The 21,816-nt window shown below is 71.4% G+C and carries 22 protein-coding genes and 1 riboswitch; of the genes, 8 read left to right on the top strand and 14 right to left on the bottom strand.

What is annotated here, in order from left to right:
• Positions 1–7: 7 nt before the first annotated feature.
• From QSK32_RS15990 to QSK32_RS15975, 4 genes are all read left to right on the top strand, one after another.
• Complete coding sequence (locus QSK32_RS15990) at positions 8–976, top strand: AraC family transcriptional regulator (protein ID WP_052720323.1); 969 nt, start codon at positions 8–10, stop codon at positions 974–976.
• 40 nt (positions 977–1,016) lie between these two features.
• Positions 1,017–1,493: a ricin-type beta-trefoil lectin domain protein gene (locus QSK32_RS15985; RefSeq protein WP_045741763.1), complete on the top strand. Its 477-nt coding sequence runs from the start codon at positions 1,017–1,019 to the stop codon at positions 1,491–1,493.
• 107 nt (positions 1,494–1,600) lie between these two features.
• Positions 1,601–1,676, top strand: a riboswitch (cobalamin riboswitch).
• A 57-nt stretch (positions 1,677–1,733) separates the two neighbouring features.
• Positions 1,734–1,937 carry a CbtB domain-containing protein gene (locus QSK32_RS15980; protein ID WP_045741762.1) on the top strand — a complete coding sequence of 68 codons (204 nt, stop codon included), beginning with the start codon at positions 1,734–1,736 and terminating at the stop codon, positions 1,935–1,937.
• Positions 1,928–2,752 carry a CbtA family protein gene (locus tag QSK32_RS15975; protein ID WP_245673901.1) on the top strand — a complete coding sequence of 275 codons (825 nt, stop codon included), beginning with the start codon at positions 1,928–1,930 and terminating at the stop codon, positions 2,750–2,752. The genes QSK32_RS15980 and QSK32_RS15975 overlap by 10 nt, the downstream gene beginning before the upstream one ends.
• A 91-nt stretch (positions 2,753–2,843) precedes the next feature.
• On the opposite strand, the gene QSK32_RS15970 is transcribed toward QSK32_RS15975, so the two are convergent.
• The 4 genes from QSK32_RS15970 to QSK32_RS15955 all read right to left on the bottom strand — a co-directional run bounded on the left by QSK32_RS15970 (position 2,844) and on the right by QSK32_RS15955 (position 8,824).
• Positions 2,844–3,758 carry a MerR family DNA-binding transcriptional regulator gene (locus QSK32_RS15970; protein ID WP_285472359.1) on the bottom strand — a complete coding sequence of 305 codons (915 nt, stop codon included), beginning with the start codon at positions 3,756–3,758 and terminating at the stop codon, positions 2,844–2,846.
• Positions 3,759–3,984: 226 nt separating this feature from the next.
• Positions 3,985–5,496, bottom strand: a complete 1,512-nt coding sequence (locus QSK32_RS15965) for an MDR family MFS transporter (protein WP_285472358.1) — start codon at positions 5,494–5,496, stop codon at positions 3,985–3,987.
• Positions 5,493–7,115, bottom strand: a complete 1,623-nt coding sequence (locus QSK32_RS15960) for an NHL repeat-containing protein (protein WP_285472357.1) — start codon at positions 7,113–7,115, stop codon at positions 5,493–5,495. Before QSK32_RS15960 ends, QSK32_RS15965 begins: the two co-directional genes overlap by 4 nt.
• Positions 7,103–8,824: a flavin-containing monooxygenase gene (locus QSK32_RS15955; protein WP_285472356.1), complete on the bottom strand. Its 1,722-nt coding sequence runs from the start codon at positions 8,822–8,824 to the stop codon at positions 7,103–7,105. Before QSK32_RS15955 ends, QSK32_RS15960 begins: the two co-directional genes overlap by 13 nt.
• Before the next feature lie 311 nt (positions 8,825–9,135).
• Between QSK32_RS15955 and QSK32_RS15950 the strand changes: the two genes are divergently transcribed.
• Both QSK32_RS15950 and QSK32_RS15945 read left to right on the top strand, forming a co-directional pair.
• The gene (locus tag QSK32_RS15950; RefSeq protein ID WP_285472355.1) at positions 9,136–10,317 is read left to right on the top strand and encodes a cytochrome P450; all 1,182 of its coding nucleotides are present in this window, start codon (positions 9,136–9,138) and stop codon (positions 10,315–10,317) included.
• Between the two features lie 4 nt (positions 10,318–10,321).
• Positions 10,322–10,516, top strand: a complete 195-nt coding sequence (locus tag QSK32_RS15945; RefSeq protein WP_285472354.1) for a ferredoxin — start codon at positions 10,322–10,324, stop codon at positions 10,514–10,516.
• 250 nt (positions 10,517–10,766) lie between these two features.
• On the opposite strand, the gene QSK32_RS15940 is transcribed toward QSK32_RS15945, so the two are convergent.
• Positions 10,767–11,189, bottom strand: a complete 423-nt coding sequence (locus tag QSK32_RS15940; protein ID WP_285472353.1) for a hypothetical protein — start codon at positions 11,187–11,189, stop codon at positions 10,767–10,769.
• 50 nt (positions 11,190–11,239) lie between these two features.
• Between QSK32_RS15940 and QSK32_RS15935 the strand changes: the two genes are divergently transcribed.
• Complete coding sequence (locus tag QSK32_RS15935; RefSeq protein ID WP_045741829.1) at positions 11,240–11,590, top strand: hypothetical protein; 351 nt, start codon at positions 11,240–11,242, stop codon at positions 11,588–11,590.
• Positions 11,591–12,432: 842 nt separating this feature from the next.
• Here the strand turns inward: QSK32_RS15935 and QSK32_RS15930 are convergent.
• The 9 genes from QSK32_RS15930 to QSK32_RS15890 form a co-directional block, all read right to left on the bottom strand.
• Entirely contained in the window at positions 12,433–13,167 is a 735-nt protein-coding gene (locus QSK32_RS15930; protein WP_285472352.1) for an ABC transporter ATP-binding protein, read from the bottom strand.
• On the bottom strand, positions 13,164–13,946 hold the full coding sequence (locus tag QSK32_RS15925; protein WP_045741755.1) for an ATP-binding cassette domain-containing protein: 783 nt from the start codon (positions 13,944–13,946) through the stop codon (positions 13,164–13,166). The genes QSK32_RS15930 and QSK32_RS15925 overlap by 4 nt, the downstream gene beginning before the upstream one ends.
• Positions 13,943–14,728, bottom strand: coding sequence for an ABC transporter permease (locus tag QSK32_RS15920; RefSeq protein WP_045741754.1), 786 nt, complete (start codon positions 14,726–14,728; stop codon positions 13,943–13,945). Before QSK32_RS15920 ends, QSK32_RS15925 begins: the two co-directional genes overlap by 4 nt.
• Positions 14,725–15,681 (bottom strand): ABC transporter permease, encoded by a 957-nt coding sequence (locus tag QSK32_RS15915; RefSeq protein ID WP_285472351.1) that lies wholly within the window; start codon positions 15,679–15,681, stop codon positions 14,725–14,727. The genes QSK32_RS15920 and QSK32_RS15915 overlap by 4 nt, the downstream gene beginning before the upstream one ends.
• Positions 15,681–17,183, bottom strand: coding sequence for an ABC transporter substrate-binding protein (locus QSK32_RS15910; RefSeq protein ID WP_045741752.1), 1,503 nt, complete (start codon positions 17,181–17,183; stop codon positions 15,681–15,683). Before QSK32_RS15910 ends, QSK32_RS15915 begins: the two co-directional genes overlap by 1 nt.
• A gap of 4 nt (positions 17,184–17,187) precedes the next feature.
• Positions 17,188–17,862, bottom strand: a complete 675-nt coding sequence (locus QSK32_RS15905; protein ID WP_045741751.1) for a DUF1684 domain-containing protein — start codon at positions 17,860–17,862, stop codon at positions 17,188–17,190.
• Between the two features lie 86 nt (positions 17,863–17,948).
• Positions 17,949–19,544, bottom strand: coding sequence for a methyl-accepting chemotaxis protein (locus tag QSK32_RS15900; RefSeq protein WP_285472350.1), 1,596 nt, complete (start codon positions 19,542–19,544; stop codon positions 17,949–17,951).
• Between the two features lie 18 nt (positions 19,545–19,562).
• The gene (locus tag QSK32_RS15895) at positions 19,563–20,357 is read right to left on the bottom strand and encodes an SGNH/GDSL hydrolase family protein (protein WP_285472349.1); all 795 of its coding nucleotides are present in this window, start codon (positions 20,355–20,357) and stop codon (positions 19,563–19,565) included.
• A 58-nt stretch (positions 20,358–20,415) separates the two neighbouring features.
• Entirely contained in the window at positions 20,416–21,315 is a 900-nt protein-coding gene (locus tag QSK32_RS15890; protein WP_285472348.1) for a universal stress protein, read from the bottom strand.
• 232 nt (positions 21,316–21,547) lie between these two features.
• On the opposite strand from QSK32_RS15890, the gene QSK32_RS15885 reads away from it, so the two are divergent.
• Positions 21,548–21,766 (top strand): PLDc N-terminal domain-containing protein, encoded by a 219-nt coding sequence (locus QSK32_RS15885; RefSeq protein WP_045741749.1) that lies wholly within the window; start codon positions 21,548–21,550, stop codon positions 21,764–21,766.
• Positions 21,767–21,816 lie beyond the last annotated feature (50 nt).

Raw genomic sequence — 21,816 nt, 5'->3', positions numbered from 1 at the left:
TCGAAGGGTGACGTCCCCCGTCGTCCGCGTCCACCGTTCCGACGTCGAGACCACCGACATCGCCGGTGCGCACGAACTGCTCAGCCGCGCCTACGTGGACCACGAGCCCCGGCTGCGGCCGGTCCGCGCCGGATTCCGGTTCCGGTCCAGCGTCGCGGCGGCCGGGCGGCTCACCACCGAACGTCTGCGCTACCGGGGCGCGGTGGAGGCGTCCGCGGCACCGTTCGACTCGGTCACCACCACGGTGGTCCGCTCCGGGTGGTTCAGCGTGGACGACGGCGACCAGCACCGGTTCGGCGCCTCAGACGCGTTCCTGGTGCCGCTGGGCGCGCCGCTGCTGGTCTGCTGGGACACCGTCGACCTGCAGAACATCCGGTTCCCCCTGGACGCGGTGGCCCGGCTCGCACCCCGGCTCGGGGTCGACGCCGCGGACTTCCGCTTCGACGGCCCCGCACCGGTGTCACCGGCGATGCGGCGCCACTGGGTGACCACGGTCGCCTACGCGGTGCAGGCGTTCACCGGCCCGAACCCCACGGTCCAGAACCCTCTGGTGTACGCGAGCCTGCTGAACCTGATCGCGTCGGCGGCGGTGACGGTCTTCCCGAACACCACGATGCGGGTCGCCTACACGCCCGGCCCCGGACGTGTCCCGCCGGTGGCGGTACGGCGGGCGATGACGTACATCGAAGCCCACGCCGCCGATCCGATCACCGTGGAGGACGTGGCGGTCGCGGCCCGGATCGGGGTGCGCGGGCTGCAGGCCGCGTTCGCCCGGCACGGTGACGTGACGCCGACCGCCTACCTGCGCCGGGTCCGGCTGGAGAGCGCCCACCGGGAACTTCAGGCCGCTGATCGGGTACGCGGTGACACGGTGGCCGCCATCGCGGCCCGGTGGGGGTTCGGTTCGCCGGGGCGGTTCTCGGTCGCCTATCGCGCGGCGTTCGGCCGGTCGCCGAACCGGACCCTGCGCACCTGAAAACCTCCGTTGTCACGATATTTCCCGATACAGTGAGGCAATGCCTCATCGCTGTTCCGTTGCGCTGCTGGCCACGGCCGCCGTCCTCGGCATGGCCGGATCCCCGGCGGCCGCAGTGCCCGCCCCGCCGCCCCTGCTGCAGGGCTGGCTCGTCACCGGGAGCGACCCCGCCCGCTGTCTGACCGGCGGCCCGAACGGCGACGTCCTGATCACCACGCCGTGCGACCCGGACGACAAGCACCAGGAGTTCTTCCAGGCCAGCGACGGCACCATCACCAACTTCAAGCACTGCTTCGAACCCTCCGGATCCGAGGACGGCTCCGCCGGGCCGCGAATCGTGGTGGCGAAGTGCACCTTCACCGACGACCAGGACTGGTGGTTCAACACCACCCTGCGGCTCGGGCGCAACGGTGACTGCCTGACCGAGGTCGCCGTGAAGAACGGCAAGGGCGAGATCCGGCTGCGGCCGTGCACCGGCGCCGACAACCAGAAGTGGCAGGCCCGCGCGTCCGGGTGATCCCCTCGTGGTCTCCACCCGCTGATCATCGGATCGACTGGAGCACATGCGGTTGTGCGCGTCCACGCGGTGACACTAGGTTGAGAGCAGCCAACTGCGGCGACGCGAGGGAAACCGGTGAGAACCCGGTGCGGTCGCGCCACTGTGACCGGACCTGATCATGGGTCCGGGAGCCAGGGAGCTCGTCCGCCGCAGCCCCACGAGCGGGACGCGTCATCCCGCAGGAGGTTGTGATCTCTCATGTCCGATGTTCAGTCCGTTCAGCCCACCAGCACCCCGGTCGTCTCCCCGCAGCTGATCGCCGCGGCGACCGGCGTGGTCGCGGTCATGCTGCTGCTCGCCTACCTGGTCGCCTTCGACCAGGGTGCCCTCTCCCAGGGTGGGATGTATCTCCACGAGCTGATGCACGACGGCCGCCACCTGCTGGGTGTCCCGTGCCACTGACCACCACCCCCGCACGTCCCGGCACGCCGTCCGACGCCGCCCCGGTCACCCGGGGCTTCGGTTCGCTGCTCCTGCGCGGTCTGCTGGCCGGACTGATCGCCGGCCTGCTGGCCGGCGCGTTCGCGTTCACGTTCGGCGAGACACACGTCGACGCGGCCATCGCCATCGAGGAGGCCGCAGCGGCCGCTTCCACTCCGGACGCCGGTGCGGCCGTCGATGCGGCCGTCGCCGAGGAGGAGCCGCTGGTCAGCCGCGAGGGCCAGAAGGCGGGCCTGGTCCTGGCCACCTCGCTGTACGGCATCGCCGTCGGCGGCATCCTGGCCACGGCGTACGCACTGCTGCGCCGCCGCCTGCGCACCCCGAACGACAGCCGGGCCGCCCTGTCCCTGGCCGGCGCCGCCCTGCTCGGCGCCGTGGTCGTCCCGTTCCTGAAATACCCGCCCAACCCGCCGGCCGTCGGCGACCCGTCCACGATCGACCAGCGCACCTGGAGCTACCTGGCCGCCCTGGTCCTGGGCCTGATCGCCGTCTGGGCCGCCGTCATCGCCGCCCGCACCCAGCACACCGAGTGGCGCCGCGCCGCCGCCGGCGCGGCCGCTTTCCTGGTGGTGGTGACCGTCGCCTACCTGATGCTCCCCAGCATCGACGAGGTGCCCACGACGTTCCCGCCGAGCCTGCTCTGGAACTTCCGGATCACCTCGCTGGGCGTCCAGACGGTGCTGTGGACGGTGCTGGGCCTGGCCTTCGCCGCCCTGGTAGCCCCGGCCCGTCCTGCTCCCGCTGCCGCTGCGGCCGCACCTTCCGCCGCGGCGTAATAGGCCACACCGCCCCGTTACCCGCACTGACACCACGGCCGGGACCCTCGGGTCCCGGCCGTGGTGGTTCCATGCAGGTGACCGCGACCGGTTACCGGACCGCGTCAGTGCCAGGCACCGGCGAGCAGCCGTCCGCGGAGCCCGCTGCGGCAAGGGCCTCACCGAAGAGCCTTCCGGCGAGTTCCAGGCAGCGCATCCGGGCAGGAGAGAAGCCGTAAGGCATCTTGGTGATCGCCGTGGCGGCACTCATCAACTTCGCGCTCTCCTCCCCTGTCCGGTCGGCGTCGTGGACCTCGAAGATCTTCTCCTCGTCCGCGTCGAGACCAGCTGCCTCGATGGCCCGATTCAGGGCCATCTGGTGAGCGCATCGCTGCACGGCGAGCTCTTCGACGCGCGGGTCGTCGGGTTCGACGCCGTCGTCGAGAGCAGCCTCCGCCGCCTCACGACGGTCCTCCTCGGCCCGCAGGTCGGGGTGGGTGGCCAGCACGACGAACGTGCCGGCCTGGATGACGGCGCCCAGCGGCCCGAAGATCCGTTCGGTGACCAGCAGGGCGTCCAGATCGGAGGGGCGCAAGGCACCCGGAGGCAGGTGCCTGAGCCGGTCCGTGACCGGTTCGGAGAGCAGTCCCAGCGGGCTGCCCACCGCCTGCAGGCGCTGGACAGCCGCGCGCCGACGTTTGACGGCGGCCTCCTGCGCCGCCAAGGTCTCCTCCAGCCTGCTCAGAACCGACTCGATGTCCGGGGCCTGGTCCAGGGCCTGGTCTCCGGCTTCGCCGAAGGCCGCCCGCATGTCGTCCAGGCTGATACCGGCATCCGCCATCCTGCGGATCCACAGCAGGCGGATCATGTCGCCATAGCCGTAGCGGCGACGGCCGTCCCCGCCGCGCTCGGGCTCCGGCAGCAGACCGATCTGGTGGTAGTGGCGGATGGCGCGTGGGGTGATCCCGGCGAACGCAGCGGCATCACCGATCTTGACCTGCCGGGGAGGCGTGAGGGAGTGGTACATCGCAGACGGAGCCTTTCGTGCTGTGGTGTCCCGACCCCACCACATGCCGCTACGGCATGTGCAACAACACTGTCCCGGTGTCACCGGAATCAGGCACCCACTGCCGCCGGCACCGATCAAGAACGACGAACCGTCCGGGAACGCAGAGTGACCATCACCGTCCACGGCCACCCCGGAGACGAAACCCCACCGCCGACAACGGCTCGGCCGGGCGGTTCCCGGCGGGTCAGGTGCGGCGGGTGTCGTCCAGGCGTACCGCGTCCAGGGGTGGGGCGCCGTCCGCCGTGTCGGCGGCCACCGCGGCGGCCTTCAGGGCGTCGGCGCGGTCCAGGCTGGTGCGCAGCGTGATCGACGGGAGCAGCACGGCCGCGACGATGCCGAGGACGGCCACCCCCGCCGACACCGCGAAGATCAGACCCGTGGCGTCACCGTACGCGGTGGCGGCCGGCACCCCCGCAGCGGTTCCGTCGGCGACCTGACGGGCCAGGACCGCGCCCAGGACGGCGACGCCGATCGTGCCGCCCAGTGAGCGGAAGAACGCCACCGTGGCGCTGGCGGCGCCGATGTCGGTGAGGGCCACCGTGTTCTGGACGACGAGGACGAAGTTCTGCATGGTCATGCCGACCCCGGCGCCGATGGCGACCATGGCGACACTGATCAGCCAGAGCGGCGTGGTCGCGGTCACGAAGCCGAGGATGACGAAGCCGGCGGTCAGCGAGACCGCACCGGTGATCAGGTACGGCTTGAGCCGGCCGGACCGGCTGATCATGCGGCCGGCCACCAGGGAGGCGACCAGGATGCCGGCCATCATCGGGATGGTCAGCAGGCCCGCCTCGGTGGGGGTGTGACCCCGGCTGATCTGGAAGTACTGGCTGAGGAAGACGGCCGCGCCGTACATGGCGGTGCCGGCGGCGAGACTGCCGAGGATCGCCAGGGCGGTGGTGCGCTGCCGCAGGATGTGCGGGGGGACGACCGGCTCGGGCACCCGGGTCTCCACCCAGGTGGCGAGGCCCAGCAGGAGCAGGGTGCCGCCGACCATCGCCGCGGTCTGCCAGGACACCCACGGCCAGGCGTCGCCGACGAACGACACCCAGATCAGCAGCAGGCTGACCCCGCCGGTGATCAGCGTGGCGCCCCAGTAATCGATCTTCACATTGTCGCGGCGGGTCACCGGCAGGCGCAGCGTGAGTTGCAGCATCACCAGGGCGAGCAGCGCGAACGGCACCCCGATGAAGAAGCACCACCGCCAGCCGAGCCAGGACGTGTCCACGATGAAGCCGCCCAGCAGCGGACCGCCGATCGTGGAGACCGAGGTGACGCTGGAGAGGTAGCCGCTGTATTTCCCGCGTTCCCGGGGCGGGATCATCGCGGCGATGGCGATCTGTACCAACGCCTGCAGACCGCCGACGCCGATGCCCTGGACGGCGCGGGCGGCGATCAGTTGCTCGGCGTTCTGGGCCAGGCCGGACGCGACCGATCCGGCCAGGAAGACCACGGTGGCGACCTGGATCAGGACCTTCTTGCTGATCAGGTCGGCGAGTTTGCCCCAGATCGGGGTGGCGGCGGTGGCGGCGAGCAGGGTCGCGGTCACCACCCAGGTGTACTGGGTGGCCGAGCCGTGCAGGTCGTGCAGCATCCGGGGCAGCGCGGTGGAGACCACCGTGCTGGCCAGCGTGGACACGAACAGGGCGAGCAGCAGACCGGTCAGTGCGCGCAGGACTCGGCGGTCGGCGCTCATGCGGTGTTCTCCGGGTGCGACGAAGGGTGCGACGAAGGGTGCGACGAAGAGTGGGACGAAGAGTGGGACGAAGGGTCAGGCGAAACGGGTGACGCGGGGTCGGACGGAACGGGCGGGAGCGGGACGGTCAGCAGCAGGATGGTCCCGTCGCCGGAGACGGCGAGCATGCCGTCGCCGGTGACGGCCAGCCCGGCGAACGGGCGGGGCACGCCGGGCAGGCGCCCGACGAACAGCGCGGGTGCGGTCCGGTCCGGCGGGCTGATCGGCAGGTCATCGGCGATGACCCGCAGCGGCGGGCCGAGGGCGACGACACGGCGTTTCCCGGTTTCGGCGACGAGCAGTTCGCCTCGGTGCACGACGAGACCCTGCGGACGGTCCAGGCCCTCGGCGACGATCACCGGCGGCCCCTCGCCGACGCGGTCGACGGTCGCTGACGGGCCGTCGCCGAGGCGGTACACGACACCGCGTTCCTCGTCGCTGACGTAGAGGACGTCGTCGCCGTCCACGGCCAGACCGGCCGGCCGGCCGAGTCCGTCGGCGAGCACGGTGACCGTGTCGTCGCCGGGACCGATCGCCAGGACGCGGCCCGCGTCGCTCTCCGCGACCACGATCGCGCCGTCCGATCGTACGATCACATCGGTCGGCCTCTGGAGACCGGCCGCGCGGGAACGCACCTGGCCGGACCCGCGCTCGATGGTGTTGACGTGCCCGAACTGGGACGTGACGTGGAGCAGGTCGCCGTCGGCGGTGATCGCGTGGGCGAACGACGTCAGCGTGCCGTCGACCCGGTAGTGGTCGGCGACGTGCAGCGTCCCGTCCGGACCGGCCGCGATGCCGAACGGCCCGGCCAGCCCGCTCGGCACGACCGCGCGGGTCCGGACCTCCGGGGTGACCTCGTGGATGCCACCGCCGGCGTAGCTGGAGACGAACATCCGGTTGTCCTCGTCGAACGCGGCGTTGTCCATCCCGGCGATCCCGGTGACGGACACGTGCCGGCGGTCGCCGTCGAGGCGGGTGAGGGTGCCGGCGGCGTCCCGGGAGAGCACGAACAGCGTGCCGCCGCGGTCGAAGCGCACCGCCACCGGCTGGTGCACGTCCGCCGCGACCAGCTCGGGCTCACCGCCCGCGGGTCCGATCCGGAACACCTCGCCGGTGAGCATGTGCGGGTAGTAGAGGTGGCCGTCCGGGCCGGTCTGCATCGCGTTGCCCATCGCGAGCGAGCTCGTCAGGACGCGCGGCTCGCCGCCGCCGGGGAACAGTTCCAGCAGGCGGCCGCCGGGGACCATCTCGTTGACGAACAGGCGGTCACCGACGCAGGTGATCCCGTTCGGCGCGGACAGTCCCTCGGCGACCAGGGTGAACACGCCGGCCGGGTCGCGGCGCCAGACGCGGCCGGGGACGAGGTCGGTGACGTACATCGAGCCGTCCGCGCCGAACGCGAGATCGTCCGGCGCCTGGATCGGACCGGTGGAGTCGACCACCGTCTGCACGTCGCCGGTCCGCAGGTCGACCGCGCTGATCCGGCCGGCCAGGAACTCGGCGACGTGCAGGCGACCGTCGGGGCCGAAGGCGACCCCGTTCGCGCCGCGCAGCGGGCTGTGTCCGGTCAGGCGTTCCACAGCACCTCGTCCATGCCGCCCTCGGTACGCCACCGGCGCAGCAGTTCGTGGAAGACGACCGGCCCGGGACCGTAGGAGTGGCTCACCGGCCGGGGACGGCCCTCGTTGTTGTAGTAGCCCGGGGTGCACTCGGCCTGGAACGTGAAGGTGTCCGGCGCGGTCTCGCGGATCGTGGCCACCCAGGACTCCTCGGCCTCCGCGGTCGGCTCGACGCGCTGGACACCCCGCTTGCCGGCCTCGGCGACGACGGCGGCGATGTGTCCCGCCTGCTCCTGCAGCACGTGGACGAAGTTGACCGACGCGGCGTTCTGCATCGATCCGAGGTGGAACAGGTTGGGGAAGCCGTGACTGTAGAAGCCGTGCAGGGTACGCGGTCCCTTCGCCCAGTGGTGCAGCAGCGGCAGACCGTCGCGCCCGTACACCGGGAGGGTGCCGGAGACGACGCCGGAGACCCCCACCTCGAAGCCGGTGGCGAAGATGACGCAGTCGACCGGGTAGGCGGTCTCCCCGACGACGACCTCGTTCTCGGTCATCCGGGTGATGCCGCCGACGTCGGCGGTGTCGACCAGGGTCACGTCGGGCCGGTTGAACGTCTGCAGGTAGAGGTCGCTGAACCCGGGACGCTTGCACATGTAGCGGTACCACGGTTTGAGCAGTTCGGCGGTGGCCGGGTCGTCGACGACGGTCGCCACCCGGGCGCGGATCTCGTCCATCTTGACGGCGTCGGCCTCTTCCAGCTCCTCGTCGCTGAGGCCGCTGCCGGTGCCGACCAGGAAGGTGCGCTGCAGGGCGGGCGTGCTGGTCCAGCCGTCGCCGACCATGTCCTGGTCGGTCTCGGCGCCGGTGACCACGGCGAGGAAGTTGTCCATCCGCTTCTGCTGCCAGCCCGGTTCCAGGTTCGCCGCCCACTCCGGGTCGATCGGGCGGTTGTCCCGGACGTCGACCGAGGTGGGGGTGCGCTGGAAGACGTAGAGGTGTTCGGCGGTCCCGGCGATCTGCGGGATGACCTGGATGCCGGTGGCGCCGGTGCCGACCACGCCGACACGCTTGCCGGCCAGGTCGTAGCCGGAGTCCCAGCGGCTGGTGTGGAAGGTGTGCCCGCGGAACGACTCGATGCCCGGGATGCCGGGGAGTTTCGGCTGGGTGAGCGTGCCGGAGGAGACGATCACCCAGCGGGCGCGCATCACGTCGCCGCGGTCGGTGCGCACGGTCCACTCGGCCGCTTCGTCGTCCCAGCGCAGCTCGGTGACCCGGGTCTGGAAGACGGCGTCGTCGTAGAGGCCGAAGCGCTCGGCGATGGCGACCGCGTGCTGCCGGATCTCCTCGCCGGGGGCGTAGCGCCACTTCGGGACGTAGCCGACCTCCTCCAGCAGCGGCATGTAGACGGTCGACTCGATGTCGCAGTGGATGCCGGGGTAGCGGTTCCAGTACCAGGTGCCGCCGAAGTCGCCGGCCTCGTCGAGCATCCGGATGCTGCCGACGCCGGCCTGCCGGAGCCGGGCGCCGGTGAGCAGGCCGCCGAAGCCGCCGCCGATCACGAGGGCCTCGACGCGGTCGGTGAGCGGTTCCCGCTCGGTCCGGGGCGTGTACGGGTCGGTCGCGTAGTAGCCGAATTCGCCGGTGGTCCGCTGGTACTGCGTCGCGCCGTCGGGGCGGATGCGGCGGTCGCGTTCCGCCTTGTACTTGGAACGCAGCGCTTGGAGATCCAACGTCGTACCTTTCTGAGCGGTACCGGGGGTTTCGTCCGTAGCTAAGCGTCGGGCCAATTTTAAGTCAAGTGACTGGCTGGTGGTGTCCGTCGATGGCAGCGCGGTCAGCTGCAGGTCTGTCGCCGCGCTGTGGGAACACTCACTCGGAGCAGTCGATCATGAAAAATCAGTCACTTGACTGAAAGTCGTGACAGGAGTTGACTCGACGGCGAAGAACGGCACCAATCCACCCGAAACGGCCGCGGCACACGGCCCTGTTCGAGGAGGTAATCCGCCCGATGGTGAACGACACCGCTCCCCCCTTCTTCCCCATGGAGCGAGCGGCCGCCTGCCCGTTCGACCCACCACCCGCACTGCACGACCTTCAGGACCAGGCGCCACTGACCCGGGTACGACTGTGGGACGGCTCCACCCCGTGGCTGGTCACCCGGCACGCCGAACAGCGCACCCTGCTCGCCGACCAGCGGCTCAGCGCCGCCATCGACAGCCCCGGCTACCCGCTGCCCGGACCGGCCCGGCCCCGTGACGAGCGCCGCGGCAGCATCGGGTTCATCCTGATGGACGACCCCGAACACGCCCGGCTGCGCCGCATGGTCACCGCCCCGTTCGCCATCAAACGGGTCGAGGCGCTGCGCCCCGCGATCCAGAAGATCGTCGACGACCTGATCGACGAGATGCTCGCCGGACCACGCCCGGTCGACCTCGTCGAGGCGTTCGCCCTTCCGGTCCCGTCCCTGGTCATCTGCGCACTGCTCGGCGTCCCGTACACCGACCACGACCTGTTCCAGGGCCACAGCCGCAACCTGATCAGCCGGTCCGTCCCGATCGAGGAACGCAGCGCCTCCTTCACGGCACTGCACGACTACCTGGACGACCTGATCGGCAGCAAACTCGACCACCCGGACGACGGCCTGCTCTCCCAACTCGCCGAACGGGTCCGCGGCGGCGAACTGAAACGCTCCGACGCCGCCGGGATCGGCGTGCTGCTGCTGGTCGCCGGCCACGAGACCACCGCCAACATGATCGCGCTCGGCACCCTGGCGCTGCTCGAACACCCGGACCAGCTCGCCCTGCTCCGCGACTCCGACGACCCGAAACTGGTCGCGTCCGCGGTCGAGGAACTCCTGCGGTACCTCAACATCACCCACACCGGGCGCCGCCGGGCCGCCCTCGAGGACATCGACATCGCCGGCGTCACCATCCGGGCCGGCGAGGGCGTCATCATGGCCAACGACATCGGCAACCGCGACCCGTCGATGTTCGACGCGCCGGACGACCTCGACCTGACCCGGGACGCCCGGCGGCACGTCGCCTTCGGATTCGGCGTCCACCAGTGCCTCGGCCAGCCGCTGGCCCGGCTGGAGCTGCAGGTCGTCTACAGCACCCTCTACCGCCGGATCCCCACGCTGCGCCGCGCCACCGAGCTCGACGCGATCCCGTTCAAACACGACGGCGCCGTCTACGGCGTCTACGAACTCCCGGTGAGCTGGTGAAACCATGAAGATCACACTCGATCAGGACAAGTGCGTCGCCTCCGGCCAGTGCGTGATGGCCGCCCCCGACGTGTTCGACCAGCGCGACGAGGACGGGATCGCCGTGCTGCTCACGGCCACCCCCGGCGACACCGACGCGGACGACGTGCACCACGCGGCGGCGGTCTGCCCGGCGGTCGCCATCCGCGTCCAGGACTGACGCTGGTCACTGGTCAACTGACCAGTGGTCGCGGGCCGCGGGCCGGCAGTGGCGCATACCTTCTGGGCGCGGCTGCCGGCCCGCGGCCTGATCCTCTTCCGGGTACGCGTGAGCCGGGCGTCACCTCGAAGCCGGTCGGTGCGGCCGCCTACCGCCCGGCCGGGCTCGCCTTCCTGACGTTCGCCCGCTCTCGCCAGCGGTCAGGGCTGGTGGGCGGCCTGCAACGCGGCCAGCCCCTCAGGGGTGCCGATCAGCTCACGGGAGTCCGGGACGTCGCGGTAGTGGGCGGCGGTGAAGGCCAGGAACTCCGGGGTGATGTGGAGCGAACGGCCCGGGAAGGTGAACGGCTTGTCCAGAAACAGGCGACGATGGCCTGGTATCCGTACACGTCCGGCGAGGCCGGGACCACGAAACGACCCTGCTCGATCGACCAGGCGGCCGGGCGGCGGCGGGCGCTCCGCGTCAGGACGAACCAGGTACCGGCCGGCAGCGCGAAGCTCACGACCATGACGCCCAGGAACGCGATGAGGGACAGGTCGGCCGAGGGGAGCCGCAAGGTGTACTGCATTAGGACGAACTTGCTGAACACCACGAGACCGAAGGTCAGAAGGGCCGTGGGCAGAGCGGTCAGACGTGCTGCGCGGGGTGACACCGGGACAGCGTAGTTGATCATGGAGTCGCTACGGTGGGGGCGTGGCGGACAGTGAAAAGCAAGGATGCACGCTGACGGTGTGCCGGGACTGCTGCTGCGGCAGCCTGACCAAACATCCCGGGGTGGACCACGCGGCCCAGATCGAACGGCTGCGGGAGGCGTTACCGGCCGGCCATCGGGTCCGGACCAGCCTGTGCCTCGACGTGTGCGCCCAGTCGAACGTGCTGGTGGTGCACCCGGCGCCGGAAGCCCGGCGGCGGGGCGCGCGGCCGGTATGGTTCGGCCTGGTCCTCGACGACACGGTGCTGGGCGACATCGTCGACTGGGTGCGCGACGGCGGGCCGGGACGGGCGGCGCTGCCGGACATCCTGGAGCTCTCCGTGATCCCGGCACCCCGCCCCGGCCGACCCGAAAAACTCTGACCCGCCGACAGTCGCCGGCCGTGAGGGCCCGAGCTTGTCCCCCAGGCCGTACGCCGCCGAGAATCCGGGGCCGGAGCTGGACCCCGCCGCACAGGCCAACAGCCGACAGCCAGGCCGTCCTTGCCGTCGTCGAGGGCTTAGTAGCGCGGCCCGAACAGCCATGGACGACGGCCCCGCAAGTCCAGCCGTCGGCAATGGTTCCTCCGGACACCGGAAACGGCCCTGGATGACGGCTGGAGGATTCGAGCCGTCGTTGAGGGCGGCGTAGTCGTTGCGGGTCCGGTCGACGGCTGTGGTCCATTCGGGAGCTGACAGCGACCTTGGCGACGGCTGGAGTGCGTGGGAGGGCAGTAGAGAAGATCAGGGGCCAGGGTGACTACTTCGGTGGGGATTCCGCAAATGGCGACGGAACGGGATGAAATATGGGGAGAAGATTCGAATTTCGGGGACCGGGTGGCTGACTGATTACTGCCGATCGATTGAGGGAATCGGGATGGGATGAGCAACCGGGCCTACGCGCTCATGTCGGCACTCATCGCCGTGACGTTCACTGTGTTCGGGGTTCTGGTGCTGGGCCTCTCCTGGCCGGTGTCCCTGCTCATCGGCGGCCTTCCCCCCGCCGCCCACGGCTTGGCCGTCCTGGCGCGGCCGGAAGCACCGAACCCACGGTCGGAAGCACCGAACCCACGGTCGGAGAAAGCGGAACCGCCGCCGAGAGCGTCGAGCCGCACCCCGGGACCACGGAGTGGGCCACACCGCAGCGGTGACCCCGCCGGGCACCCGCCTCCCGGCGAGCGCCCGATAGGTTAGTGCCACCGCGGGAGCCCGCCTTGCTCGTACCTCTAAGAAAGCGGCAACCGGGGCACGCTGGCCAGCAACCGCTGGGTGTAAGGGTGCGACGGCCGGCCCAGGACCGCCGCGGTCTCGCCCTGCTCGACCAGCCTGCCGCTCTCCAGGACCGCCGTCCAGGCGCAGAGTTCCGCGACCACCCCGAGGTCGTGCGAGACCAGCATGATCGTCAGGCCGTGCGATGCGCAGAGGGAGGCCAGCAGGTCGACGATGCGGACGCGGGTGGTCAGGTCCAGGGCGCTGACCGGTTCGTCGGCGAGGAGCAGGCGCGGGTTGCCGACGATCGCGCGGGCGATGGCGATGCGCTGCCGCTGGCCGCCGGAGAATTCGTGCGGGTAGCGGCCGACGGTGTCGGCGGGCAGGCCGACCGCGTCGAGGGCGGCCGTCACCTTCGCCGGGTCGGCGCCGAGGCCGAGGCCGCGCAGGGGTTCCGCGACGATGCGGCCGATGCGGTGGCGGGGGTCGAGGGACGAGTACGGGTCCTGGAAGACGGCTTGGACGGCGCGGCGGAACGGGCGTCCGACGGTCAGCGGTGCGCCGTCGAAGCGGATCACGCCGGTGGTGGGGCGGGCCAGGCCGAGGAGCAGGCGCAGCAGGGTGCTCTTGCCGGCGCCGGATTCGCCGACCAGGGCGAGGTTGCGGCCGGCCTGGATGTCCAGGGAGATGTCGGTGAGGATGGGCGCGCCGCGGCGGTACCCGAAACCGACGCCGTCTGCGGAGAGGATCATCGGCGGGTCCGTTCCAGAGCCTCGTCGAAGCGGCGGGCGCTCGCGACGAGCGTGCGGGTGTAGTCGTGGGCCGGGTTCTCGACGAGGGCGGCGATCGGACCGGATTCCACGATCCTGCCGGCGCGCAGCACGTGGCTGTCGCGGACGATGCGGGCGGCCACCGGCAGGTCGTGGGTGATGAACAGCAGCGACGTGCCGTGGGTGGCGACGATCCGGTCGAGCAGGTCGAGGATCTCCGCCTGCACGGTCACGTCGAGTGCCGTCGTCGGCTCGTCGGCGATGATCAGTTTCGGGCGGCAGGCGAGGGCCATCGCGATGGCGACGCGTTGCCGCTGGCCGCCGGAGAGCTGGTGCGGATAGGACCGGGCGATCCGCTCCGTGTCGGTGAGCAGCACCTCGTCCAGTGCGGCGTGCACGCCGTCGCGCAGGGCGGTGCCGCGCAGTCCCCGGAAGCGGCGCAGCGGCAGGGCGATCTGCTTGCCGGCGGTCATCAGCGGGTCGAGCGCGGTCAGCGGTTCCTGGAAGACGGTCGCCGCCACGCTTCCCCGGCCCCGCGGTTTGCGGAGCATGTCGGCGCCGTCGAGGCGGATCTCGCCGGTGGCGGTGATGCCGCGGGGCAGCAGGCCGATCACGGCGAGGGCGGTCAGCGACTTGCCGGATCCGGATTCGCCGAGCAGGCCGACCCGGTCGCCCGGCGCCACCGTGAAGGAGACGTCGTCCACCAAGACCCGGCCGCCGGGGGCGCGGACGGTCAGGCCGTCCACGGTGAGGAGACTCATCTGCGTAGCCCGTCCGCCGTGAGGTTGATGCCGATGACCAGGATGACCAGGGCGATCCCGGGGGCGAGCGCGGCCACCGGCGCGGTCAGGACGCTGGCCTGCGCCTCGAAGAGCATCCGCCCCCAGGACGCGTTCGGCGGTGGTGTGCCCAGCCCCAGATACGACAGGCTCGCCTCGGCGAGCACCGCCAGGCCGGCCTGCAGCGCCAGGTTGACCAGGACGACCGGCCCGATGTTCGGCAGCACGTGGCTGGCCACGATCCGCGGCCAGGACACTCCGGCGACCCGGGCCGCGGTGATGTAGTCGCGGGACAGCACCTGCTTGACCAGCACCCGGGTGAGCCGGGCCACGATCGCCGCCATGGCCAGCCCGATCGCCAGGATCGCCGTGCCCAGGGAGGCGCCCGCACCGGCGACCAGCAGCATCGCCAGCAGCAGGGTGGGGAACGCGATCAGGATGTCCAGCACCACGGCGACGGTGTCGTCGAGCCAGCGGGTGGCGAACCCGGCGAGCAGGCCGGCGCTGACGCCGAGCACGCCGCCGACCGCGACCGCACCGAGCGCGGTGCCGAGGGCGACCCGGCCGCCGATCAGCAGTTGGGTGAGCAGGTCCCGGCCCAGTTTGTCGGTGCCGAGGAGGTGGTCGCCGCCGGGTGGGGCGAGGCGCCCGCCGGAGGTGTCGTCCGGGGAGAACGGCAGGTGCAGGTACGAGACGAGCACCGCCCCCGTGACCACCAGCACGAGTGTCAGCCCGATGCCGAGGTGCAACGACCGGCGGCTCACGACGCGGCCCGCTGCCGCAGCCGGGGGTCGACGAGCCGCTGGACGACGTCCCCGGCGAACCCGACGAGCAGGACCGTCGCGGTGCTGACCAGCATCACGCCCTGGATGACCGGGTAGTCGTGCTGGCTGATCCCCTTGGTGAGCATCCCGCCGAGTCCGGGCAGCGCGAACACGCTCTCGACCACGACCGCGCCGAGGAAGGTGGTGGCGAGTTCCATGGCCAGGACGGCGATCACCGGGACGGAGGCGTTGCGCAGGCCGTGCCGCCGGAACGCCTCGGCCGGGGATTCGCCGAGCGCCCGTGCGGTGCGCAGGTAGTCGGCGTCGAGGACGTCCAGGGTGGCGGCTCGTACGTACCGGATGAGGGAGGCCGACATGACCAGCGCGACGGTGACCACCGGCAGGATCAGTGCCTCGATCGCGAGGTCCGGTGACGCCCAGCCGTCCGGGGGGAAGCCACCGGCCGGGAGCACCTGGAGTCGTAGCGCGAAGGTGGTGATCAGCAGCAGGCCGACCCAGAACGCCGGCACCGCGATGCCGAACTGGGCGACCGCGTTGATCACCGGGCCGTACCAGCGGTCGGCGCGGGCTGCGGCGAACACCCCGACCGGGACCGCGACCAGTACCGCGAGCACGAAGGCGGCGAGGGTCAGCGGCACGGTGACCGGCAGCCGCGCGGCGATCTCGGGGCCGACCGGGAGGGTGCTGATCAGGGACTGTCCGAGGTCCAGGGTGGCGACGTCTGCCAGCCAGGTGAGGAACTGGGTGGGCAGTGGGGTGTCCGTGCCGAGCGCCTGCCGGGCGGCCTCGATCTGCTCGGCGGTCGCGCCGACCGGGAGCAGGGCGTTGGCCGGGTCGCCCGGCAGGAGGCGGAGCAGCACGAACAGCGCCACCGCCGCGAGGACGAGCGATCCGATGAGGATCGCCGTCCGTCGCAGCAGGTACGGGATCATCAGCTCTTGGTGATCCCGTAGGCGAAGAACTGGGCGTTGAGTCCGTTGACCGGGTAGCCCTGGAGTTTCGACGAGGCGACCACGATCTGCGGGTAGAGGTAGAGCCAGTCGCTGGCCGCCTCCGCCGCGATGATCTTGTTGGCCTGCTTGAGCAGGGCGGTCTGCTCGTCAGTCGTCGTGGCCTGTTCGGCCGCTTCGATCAGCTGGGTGACCTGGGTGTTGCTGTAGCCCCAGTAGAAGTCCGGGTTGCCGTACCAGACGACGTCGCGGTCGTTGACGTGCTCCTGGAGCGTCGCCTGGAAGTTCCGCTCCTTGTAGACCTTCGTGTACCACTCGTCGGACGTGATCGTGTTGATCGTGACGGTCACGCCGATCTTGGCGAGTTCGGTCTTGATGAACGTGGCCGCGGTCGGGTGCGGGTCGTAGTTCGGGGTGTCCAGCGTGAACGCGAAACCGTTCGGGAACCCGGCCTCGGTGAGAAGAGCCTTCGCCGCATCCACGTTGTAGGCGTTGACGGCGGTCAGATCCTCGTACCACGGGTCGCTCGGCGGGACCATCGAGCCGATCGCGGTGCCGTACTCGCCCCAGATCGAGGTGCGCAGCTTCTCGTCGTCGATCGCCTGGCTCAGCGCCTGGCGCACCTTCACGTTGTTGAAGGGCTCGACCTTGTCGTTGTACGCCAGCAGCAGCTTGGTGGTCGACTGGCCGTTGTTCACCGTGTACGCCGCATTGCCGGTGAACTGGGCCAGCGCGTCCGGGCTCTGCTCGCTGGTGACCACGTCGACCGCGTTGGTGAGCAACGCGTTGTTCAGCGCCGTCGCGTCGGTGAAGTAGTGGAACACCACACCGGCGTTCTTCGCGGCCGTACCCCAGTAGCTGTCCGAGCGGGTCAGCGTGAGCGTCGAGCCCCGCTTCCACTCGCCCAGTTTGTAGGGACCGGTGCCGTCGGCGGCCGTGGTCCGGTCGGTGGCCGCGGAGTTCACGATCCAGATGTAGCTGAGGTTGTAGACGAACGAGATCGACCGCGCGCCGAGCGTCACCACGACCGTGGCGTCGTCCGGGGTGGCGATCTCCTTGATCTCCGGCAGGCTGCTCTTGCGGGCCGACTTGGAGTTCTCCGCGGTCACGGCTTCGATGCTGGCCTTGACGTCGGCCGAGGTCAGCGCCTTGCCGGAGTGGAACTTCACGTTCGGCTGGAGGGTGAAGGTGTAGGTCAGGCCGTCGGCGCTGACCGTGTTCTCCTTGGCGAGCAGCGGCTCGACCTTGCCGCTGTCGGTGAGCGTGAACAGGCCCTCGTACACGTTGCCGTTGAGCGCCTCGGTCACGCCCTGGCCGCCGCCGGCGGTGTTGTCCAGGTTCTGCGGCTCGTACAGCGAACCGATCTGGATGATCGCGTCGGCGCCGGACGTGGAAGCGGCGGAATCGGAGGAGTCGCCGCAGGCCGCCAGGGTGCCGAGGGCGGTGACCGCCGCCAGCGCGCGAATCAGGGTCCTTCTCTGCATGTCTCTATATCTCCAGGGAGGGGCGGAACATCGGGCGCTTCTCGCCCGCCTCGACCGGCACGGCCAGGCGGTTCTGCGCGGGCGGGAGCGGGCAGTTGTAGTGCTCCGAGAAGCCGCACGGCGGCACGAACGCCCGGTTGAAGTCCAGGGTGACGGTCTCCTGGCCCGGCTCGCGGTCGACGAAGAGGAACCGCCCCGAGCCGTAGGTCTCGGTCCGGTTCGTCGGGTCGCCGAAGACCAGCAGCAGCCGGCCGTCGTCGTCGAACGCGCTGAGCGTGTAGTCCTGTCCCGCTAGCGTCAGGTGCAGATCGCCCGGCACCGGCAGGTCCCGGGTGAACCCGACGTCCTGCGCGTGTGCGAAGGGGATCCGGCGCTCGCCGGGCACGTCACGGTAGCGGGCCGTCAGGACCCACTTCTCGTCGTACGGGTAGACGTCGATGTCCTCGAAGTCCCGGATCGCCGGGGACGCCGCGTCCCAGAGCCGGATCCCGTGCTGTTCGGCGCCGGTGTGCGGGTCCGTGCGCCGCAGCGTGCTGCTGGTCACGGTCTCCGGCTGCCCCACGAGAGCGGCCTGCGCGTCGTCGGTGCCCCACCGGGTCTCGATCAGTGCGAGGTTTCCGGTCGGCGCGGTGACGGCACGGCGGCGCGCCTCCCGCCAGCGGGCATGCTCGTCCGTCATGGTCGGTCCTTAACTTGATCTTGATGATCGCCGGACCAACCCTACTCTTTCGATAGGATTACACGCCATGGTCACCCTGGTCACACTCAGGTGCGGTACGCCGCCACCGTGGCCTGCAACTCGGACGCGGTGCGGGCCAGATCCGCCGCCGTCCGCTGGGTCTCGCCGGCGCCCGCGGTGACCTGCTGCGCCGCGTGCGCCACCCCGGCGATGGTGCCCGCGATCGCCGCCGAACCCTCCGCGGTCCGCCCCACGCTGCGGGCGATCTCCGCCGTCGTCGCGGTCTGCTCCTCCACCGCCGCGGCGATCGTGGTCGCGTAGTCGTTGATCGTCGCGATCACCGTGGCGATCTCCCCGATCGCCGCCACCGCGCCGTCGGTCTCGGTCTGGATCGCCCCGACCTGCGAGGTGATCTCCTGGGTGGCCCGCGCGGTCTCCTGCGCCAGATCCTTGACCTCGGCGGCGACCACCGCGAACCCCTTGCCCATCTCCCCCGCCCGGGCCGCCTCGATCGTCGCGTTCAAGGCCAGCAGATTGGTCTGCTCGGCGATGCTGGTGATCAACGCGACCACCGTGCTGATCTGCGCGGACGCCTCCCCGAGCCGGGCCACGCTGCTGTTGGTGCTCTCCGCCGTGCGGGCCGCCTCGGCCGCCACCGACGCCGCCTCGTTGGCACTGTCGGCGATCTCCCGGATCGACACGCCCATCTGGTCCGCGCCCGCCGACACCGCCTGCACACCCTCGGACACCTGGTCGGCCGAGTGGGACACCACACCGACCTGACCGGCGGTCTCCTCGGCCGACTTCGACAGCTCCCCGGAGACCGCGGACAACTCCTCCGACGCCGAGGCCAGCACGTCCGCGCTGACGTGCACCCGGCTCACCATGCCGGCCATCGCCTCGGCGGTGTCGTTGAGCGCGCCGGCCATCCGGGCCACCTCGTCGCGGCCGTCCACGTCGGCGCGGGCCGTCAGGTCACCGTCGCGGATCCGGTCCAGCACCGCGACACACCGCGACAACGGCCGGACGATCATCCGGCTGGCCAGCACCGCCAGGACCACACCGACCACCGCACTGACGATCAGCATGCCCAGCACCAGCCACACCGTGGACCGGTACCGGCTCTGCGCGGCCTCCTCCTGCTCCGCGGTGACCTGCACGGTCATCTCGGCGAGCGCGGTCAGCTGGGTGCGCACCTCGGTCATCAGCGGCGCGATCTGGTCGGCCCGTACCGCGCTGATCCGGGTCGCGCTTCCGGTGCCGGCCAGCGGCAACAGGCTGCTCTCCAGGACCTTCAGATAGTCGGACCAGGCGGTCCGGAACGCGGCCAGGGTGCCGGCTGCCTCGCTGGTCAGCGGGTAGGCCGCGTACCTGTCGGCGTACTCCTGGACCTGGCCCTCGGCGGTGCTGACCGCCTCGGTCGCGGTGGTGCGGGCGTCCGTGGTGGAGGCCAGCAGGTCGTCGCCGACGGCCAGCCAGACCCGGTTCACCGAGGCCCGCAGGTTGCCGATCGTCTCCAGCTCCAGGCTGTGCTGATAGCCGGCCTTCACCTGGTCGTTGATGGTGCCGAGGCTGCTCATCGCGAACAGCCCGTCCCCCACGCTGAGCACCGCGACCACCAGCACCACAAGGATGATCTTCGTACCGACGCGACGGTCGGTCAGCAGACGGAACCGGGCCATCGGCCCAGCCTCGCATCCTCACCCCACCGGACTCAGCTCAACCGGAGAAACCAGGCCCGTGCACGCGTCCATCACCGCCGGCAGCACCGCGGAGGCGGCGACCACGTAGCCGTCGGCGGACGGGTGGAAGCCGTCCGGGCTGAGCATCCGCTGCGGCCAGGCCGAGAACGCCGGGCTCAGCGCGGTGAACAGGTCGACGTACACGCCGCCGGCCGCCCGCACGTGCGCGGCCTGGGCCTGCGACAGCCGCCGGCTCAGGCCGGCCATCAGCCAGGTCAGCGGCCGGGTGACCAGCGGCGGCACGCTCAGGTCCGGGCAGCCGCCGACCACCACCCGGGCGCCCGCAGCCCGCAGCCGCCGGACGTGCTCGCCGAGCTCCCGGCCGGTCCGGCCGGGCGGGGACAGGTTGGTGATGTCGTTGCCACCGACGAACAGCAGGACCAGGTGCGGGCGCAGCGCGACGGCCCGGTCCACCTGCGGGGTCAGGTCCGGCGTGCGGGCACCCATCACGGCCAGGCACTCCAGGTCGACCCGGCAGCCGAGACGCCGGGCCAGCCGTCCGGCGATCAGGCCGGCCGGGGTCTCCCGGGGCCGGGACGCGCCGTAGCCCGCGGCGAACGAGTCGCCCACCACGGCGACGGTGATCCGGGACGGGTTCCGGCGATTGCCGCGGATCAGGTGCCCGCGCGGTGGTGGACTCTGCGGGACCGGGATGACGTGACGGATCCAGGCCATCTGACTGATATTGATCGCCATCGTGACCACCGGGACGAGAACGGCGGTCACGAGAGCGGCGAGTCCGACGTACAGCAAGCGTGCTCCGGGGCTCTGCGCTGCCAGCAGTGATCGATGATCATGCTAACAGCGGGCCTCAACCCCGGTGTCCCACACGCTCTCTCTGCCGGGCGTCGGCCTCCTCGGTGGTACGCGGGAGAGCACGGCGCCGTGGCCAGGCGGGCGGAACCAGCAGCACCGGGCACGCCGTACGCCCGGAGCCCGCCGCGCCGGTGTGGTAGAGCACCTCCACCACCCAGCCCTTGTGCCCCATGCCGGCCACCACGAGACGGGCCCGCTGGGCGGCACGGTCCACCGTGTACGGCACGTCGACCGCCCCGATCAGCAGCCGCCGGGACGGCACCTGCGACCAGGCCGACGACCACGGCGCCACCGCACCGGCCAGCCGTTCGTCGGCCGCGGCCCGGCCCCGCCCGCTCTCCGGGTCGTCCCACAGATGCACCGCCACCAGCGCCGACCCGGCCCGCGCCGCGGCGGCGAACCCGCAGCCCACGGTCACGCTGGGCACCCCGGACGCGGCGACCACCACCGGACCGCGGCGCGGCGTCGTCCCCCGGTGCACCATCAGCGGGCAGGCACTGTGGTGTGCCAGGTACGCCGCCGTCGGCCCCCAGCCGTGCCCGGCGTCCGCGCGGTGCCCGACCACCAGCAGCCCGGCCCGGGTGGAGGCGGCCAGCAGCGCCTCCGGCGGGCTCTCGTCGGTGAGCTCGGCCCGCACCTCCAGGTCCGGCACCGCGTTCCGGGCCCGGATGACCGCGAGTTCCAGCAGGTGGTGCCCCTGCGCGCGGTCCGGCACACCCGGCCGTCGCCGGTGGGACGGCCCGTACCGGCCCGGCCAGGCGTGCACCACCACCAGCGGCACCCCACGGCTCGCCGCCTCGGCGGCGGCGACGTCCACCACCCGCAGCCCGGTCGGCATACCGTCGACGCCGACCACCACGGGCAGGTCCTTCTCGATCGTCACGGCGCTGTCCATGACCGGACGTTATGCCGGGCGGTGACTGTTCCGGCACAGCCGGTTGGCATCGGTTGGCGGCCGATGGTCCCGCCCGGCCCCGCGCGGCGGACCGGCCCGCGCCGGGACCTTCGGCGGGGCGGACCGGCCCGCTCGGGACCTTCGGCAGGGCGGACCGGCCCGCGCCGGGACCTTCGGAACCGGCGGCTCCGGTTTTCCCCGCTCCGGGGCCGGACGCGTTTACGGTGAGGCGATGACCCGCACCTCGTGGCAGGAACTCCCCCGCTGGCAGCGCACCACGATCCTGGTGGTGGCGCCGGTCGAGCTGGCACTCACCGTCTACGCCGCGGTCGACCTGACGCGCCGCCATCCGTCCAACATCCGCGGCCACAAGGCGGTGTGGTGGCCGTTGCTCCTGGTCCAGCCTCTGGGCCCGGTCGCCTACCTGCTCCGGGGCCGCCGCCGGCCGTGACGTCCGCACCGGGCACACGGGTGGACAGCCGTGTCCCAGCTCACCCTCCC

The sequence above is a fragment of the Actinoplanes sp. NBRC 101535 genome (assembly GCF_030269225.1).
Lineage (GTDB): Bacteria > Actinomycetota > Actinomycetes > Mycobacteriales > Micromonosporaceae > Actinoplanes > Actinoplanes rectilineatus.
This window is presented reverse-complemented; position numbering and strand designations above follow the sequence as displayed.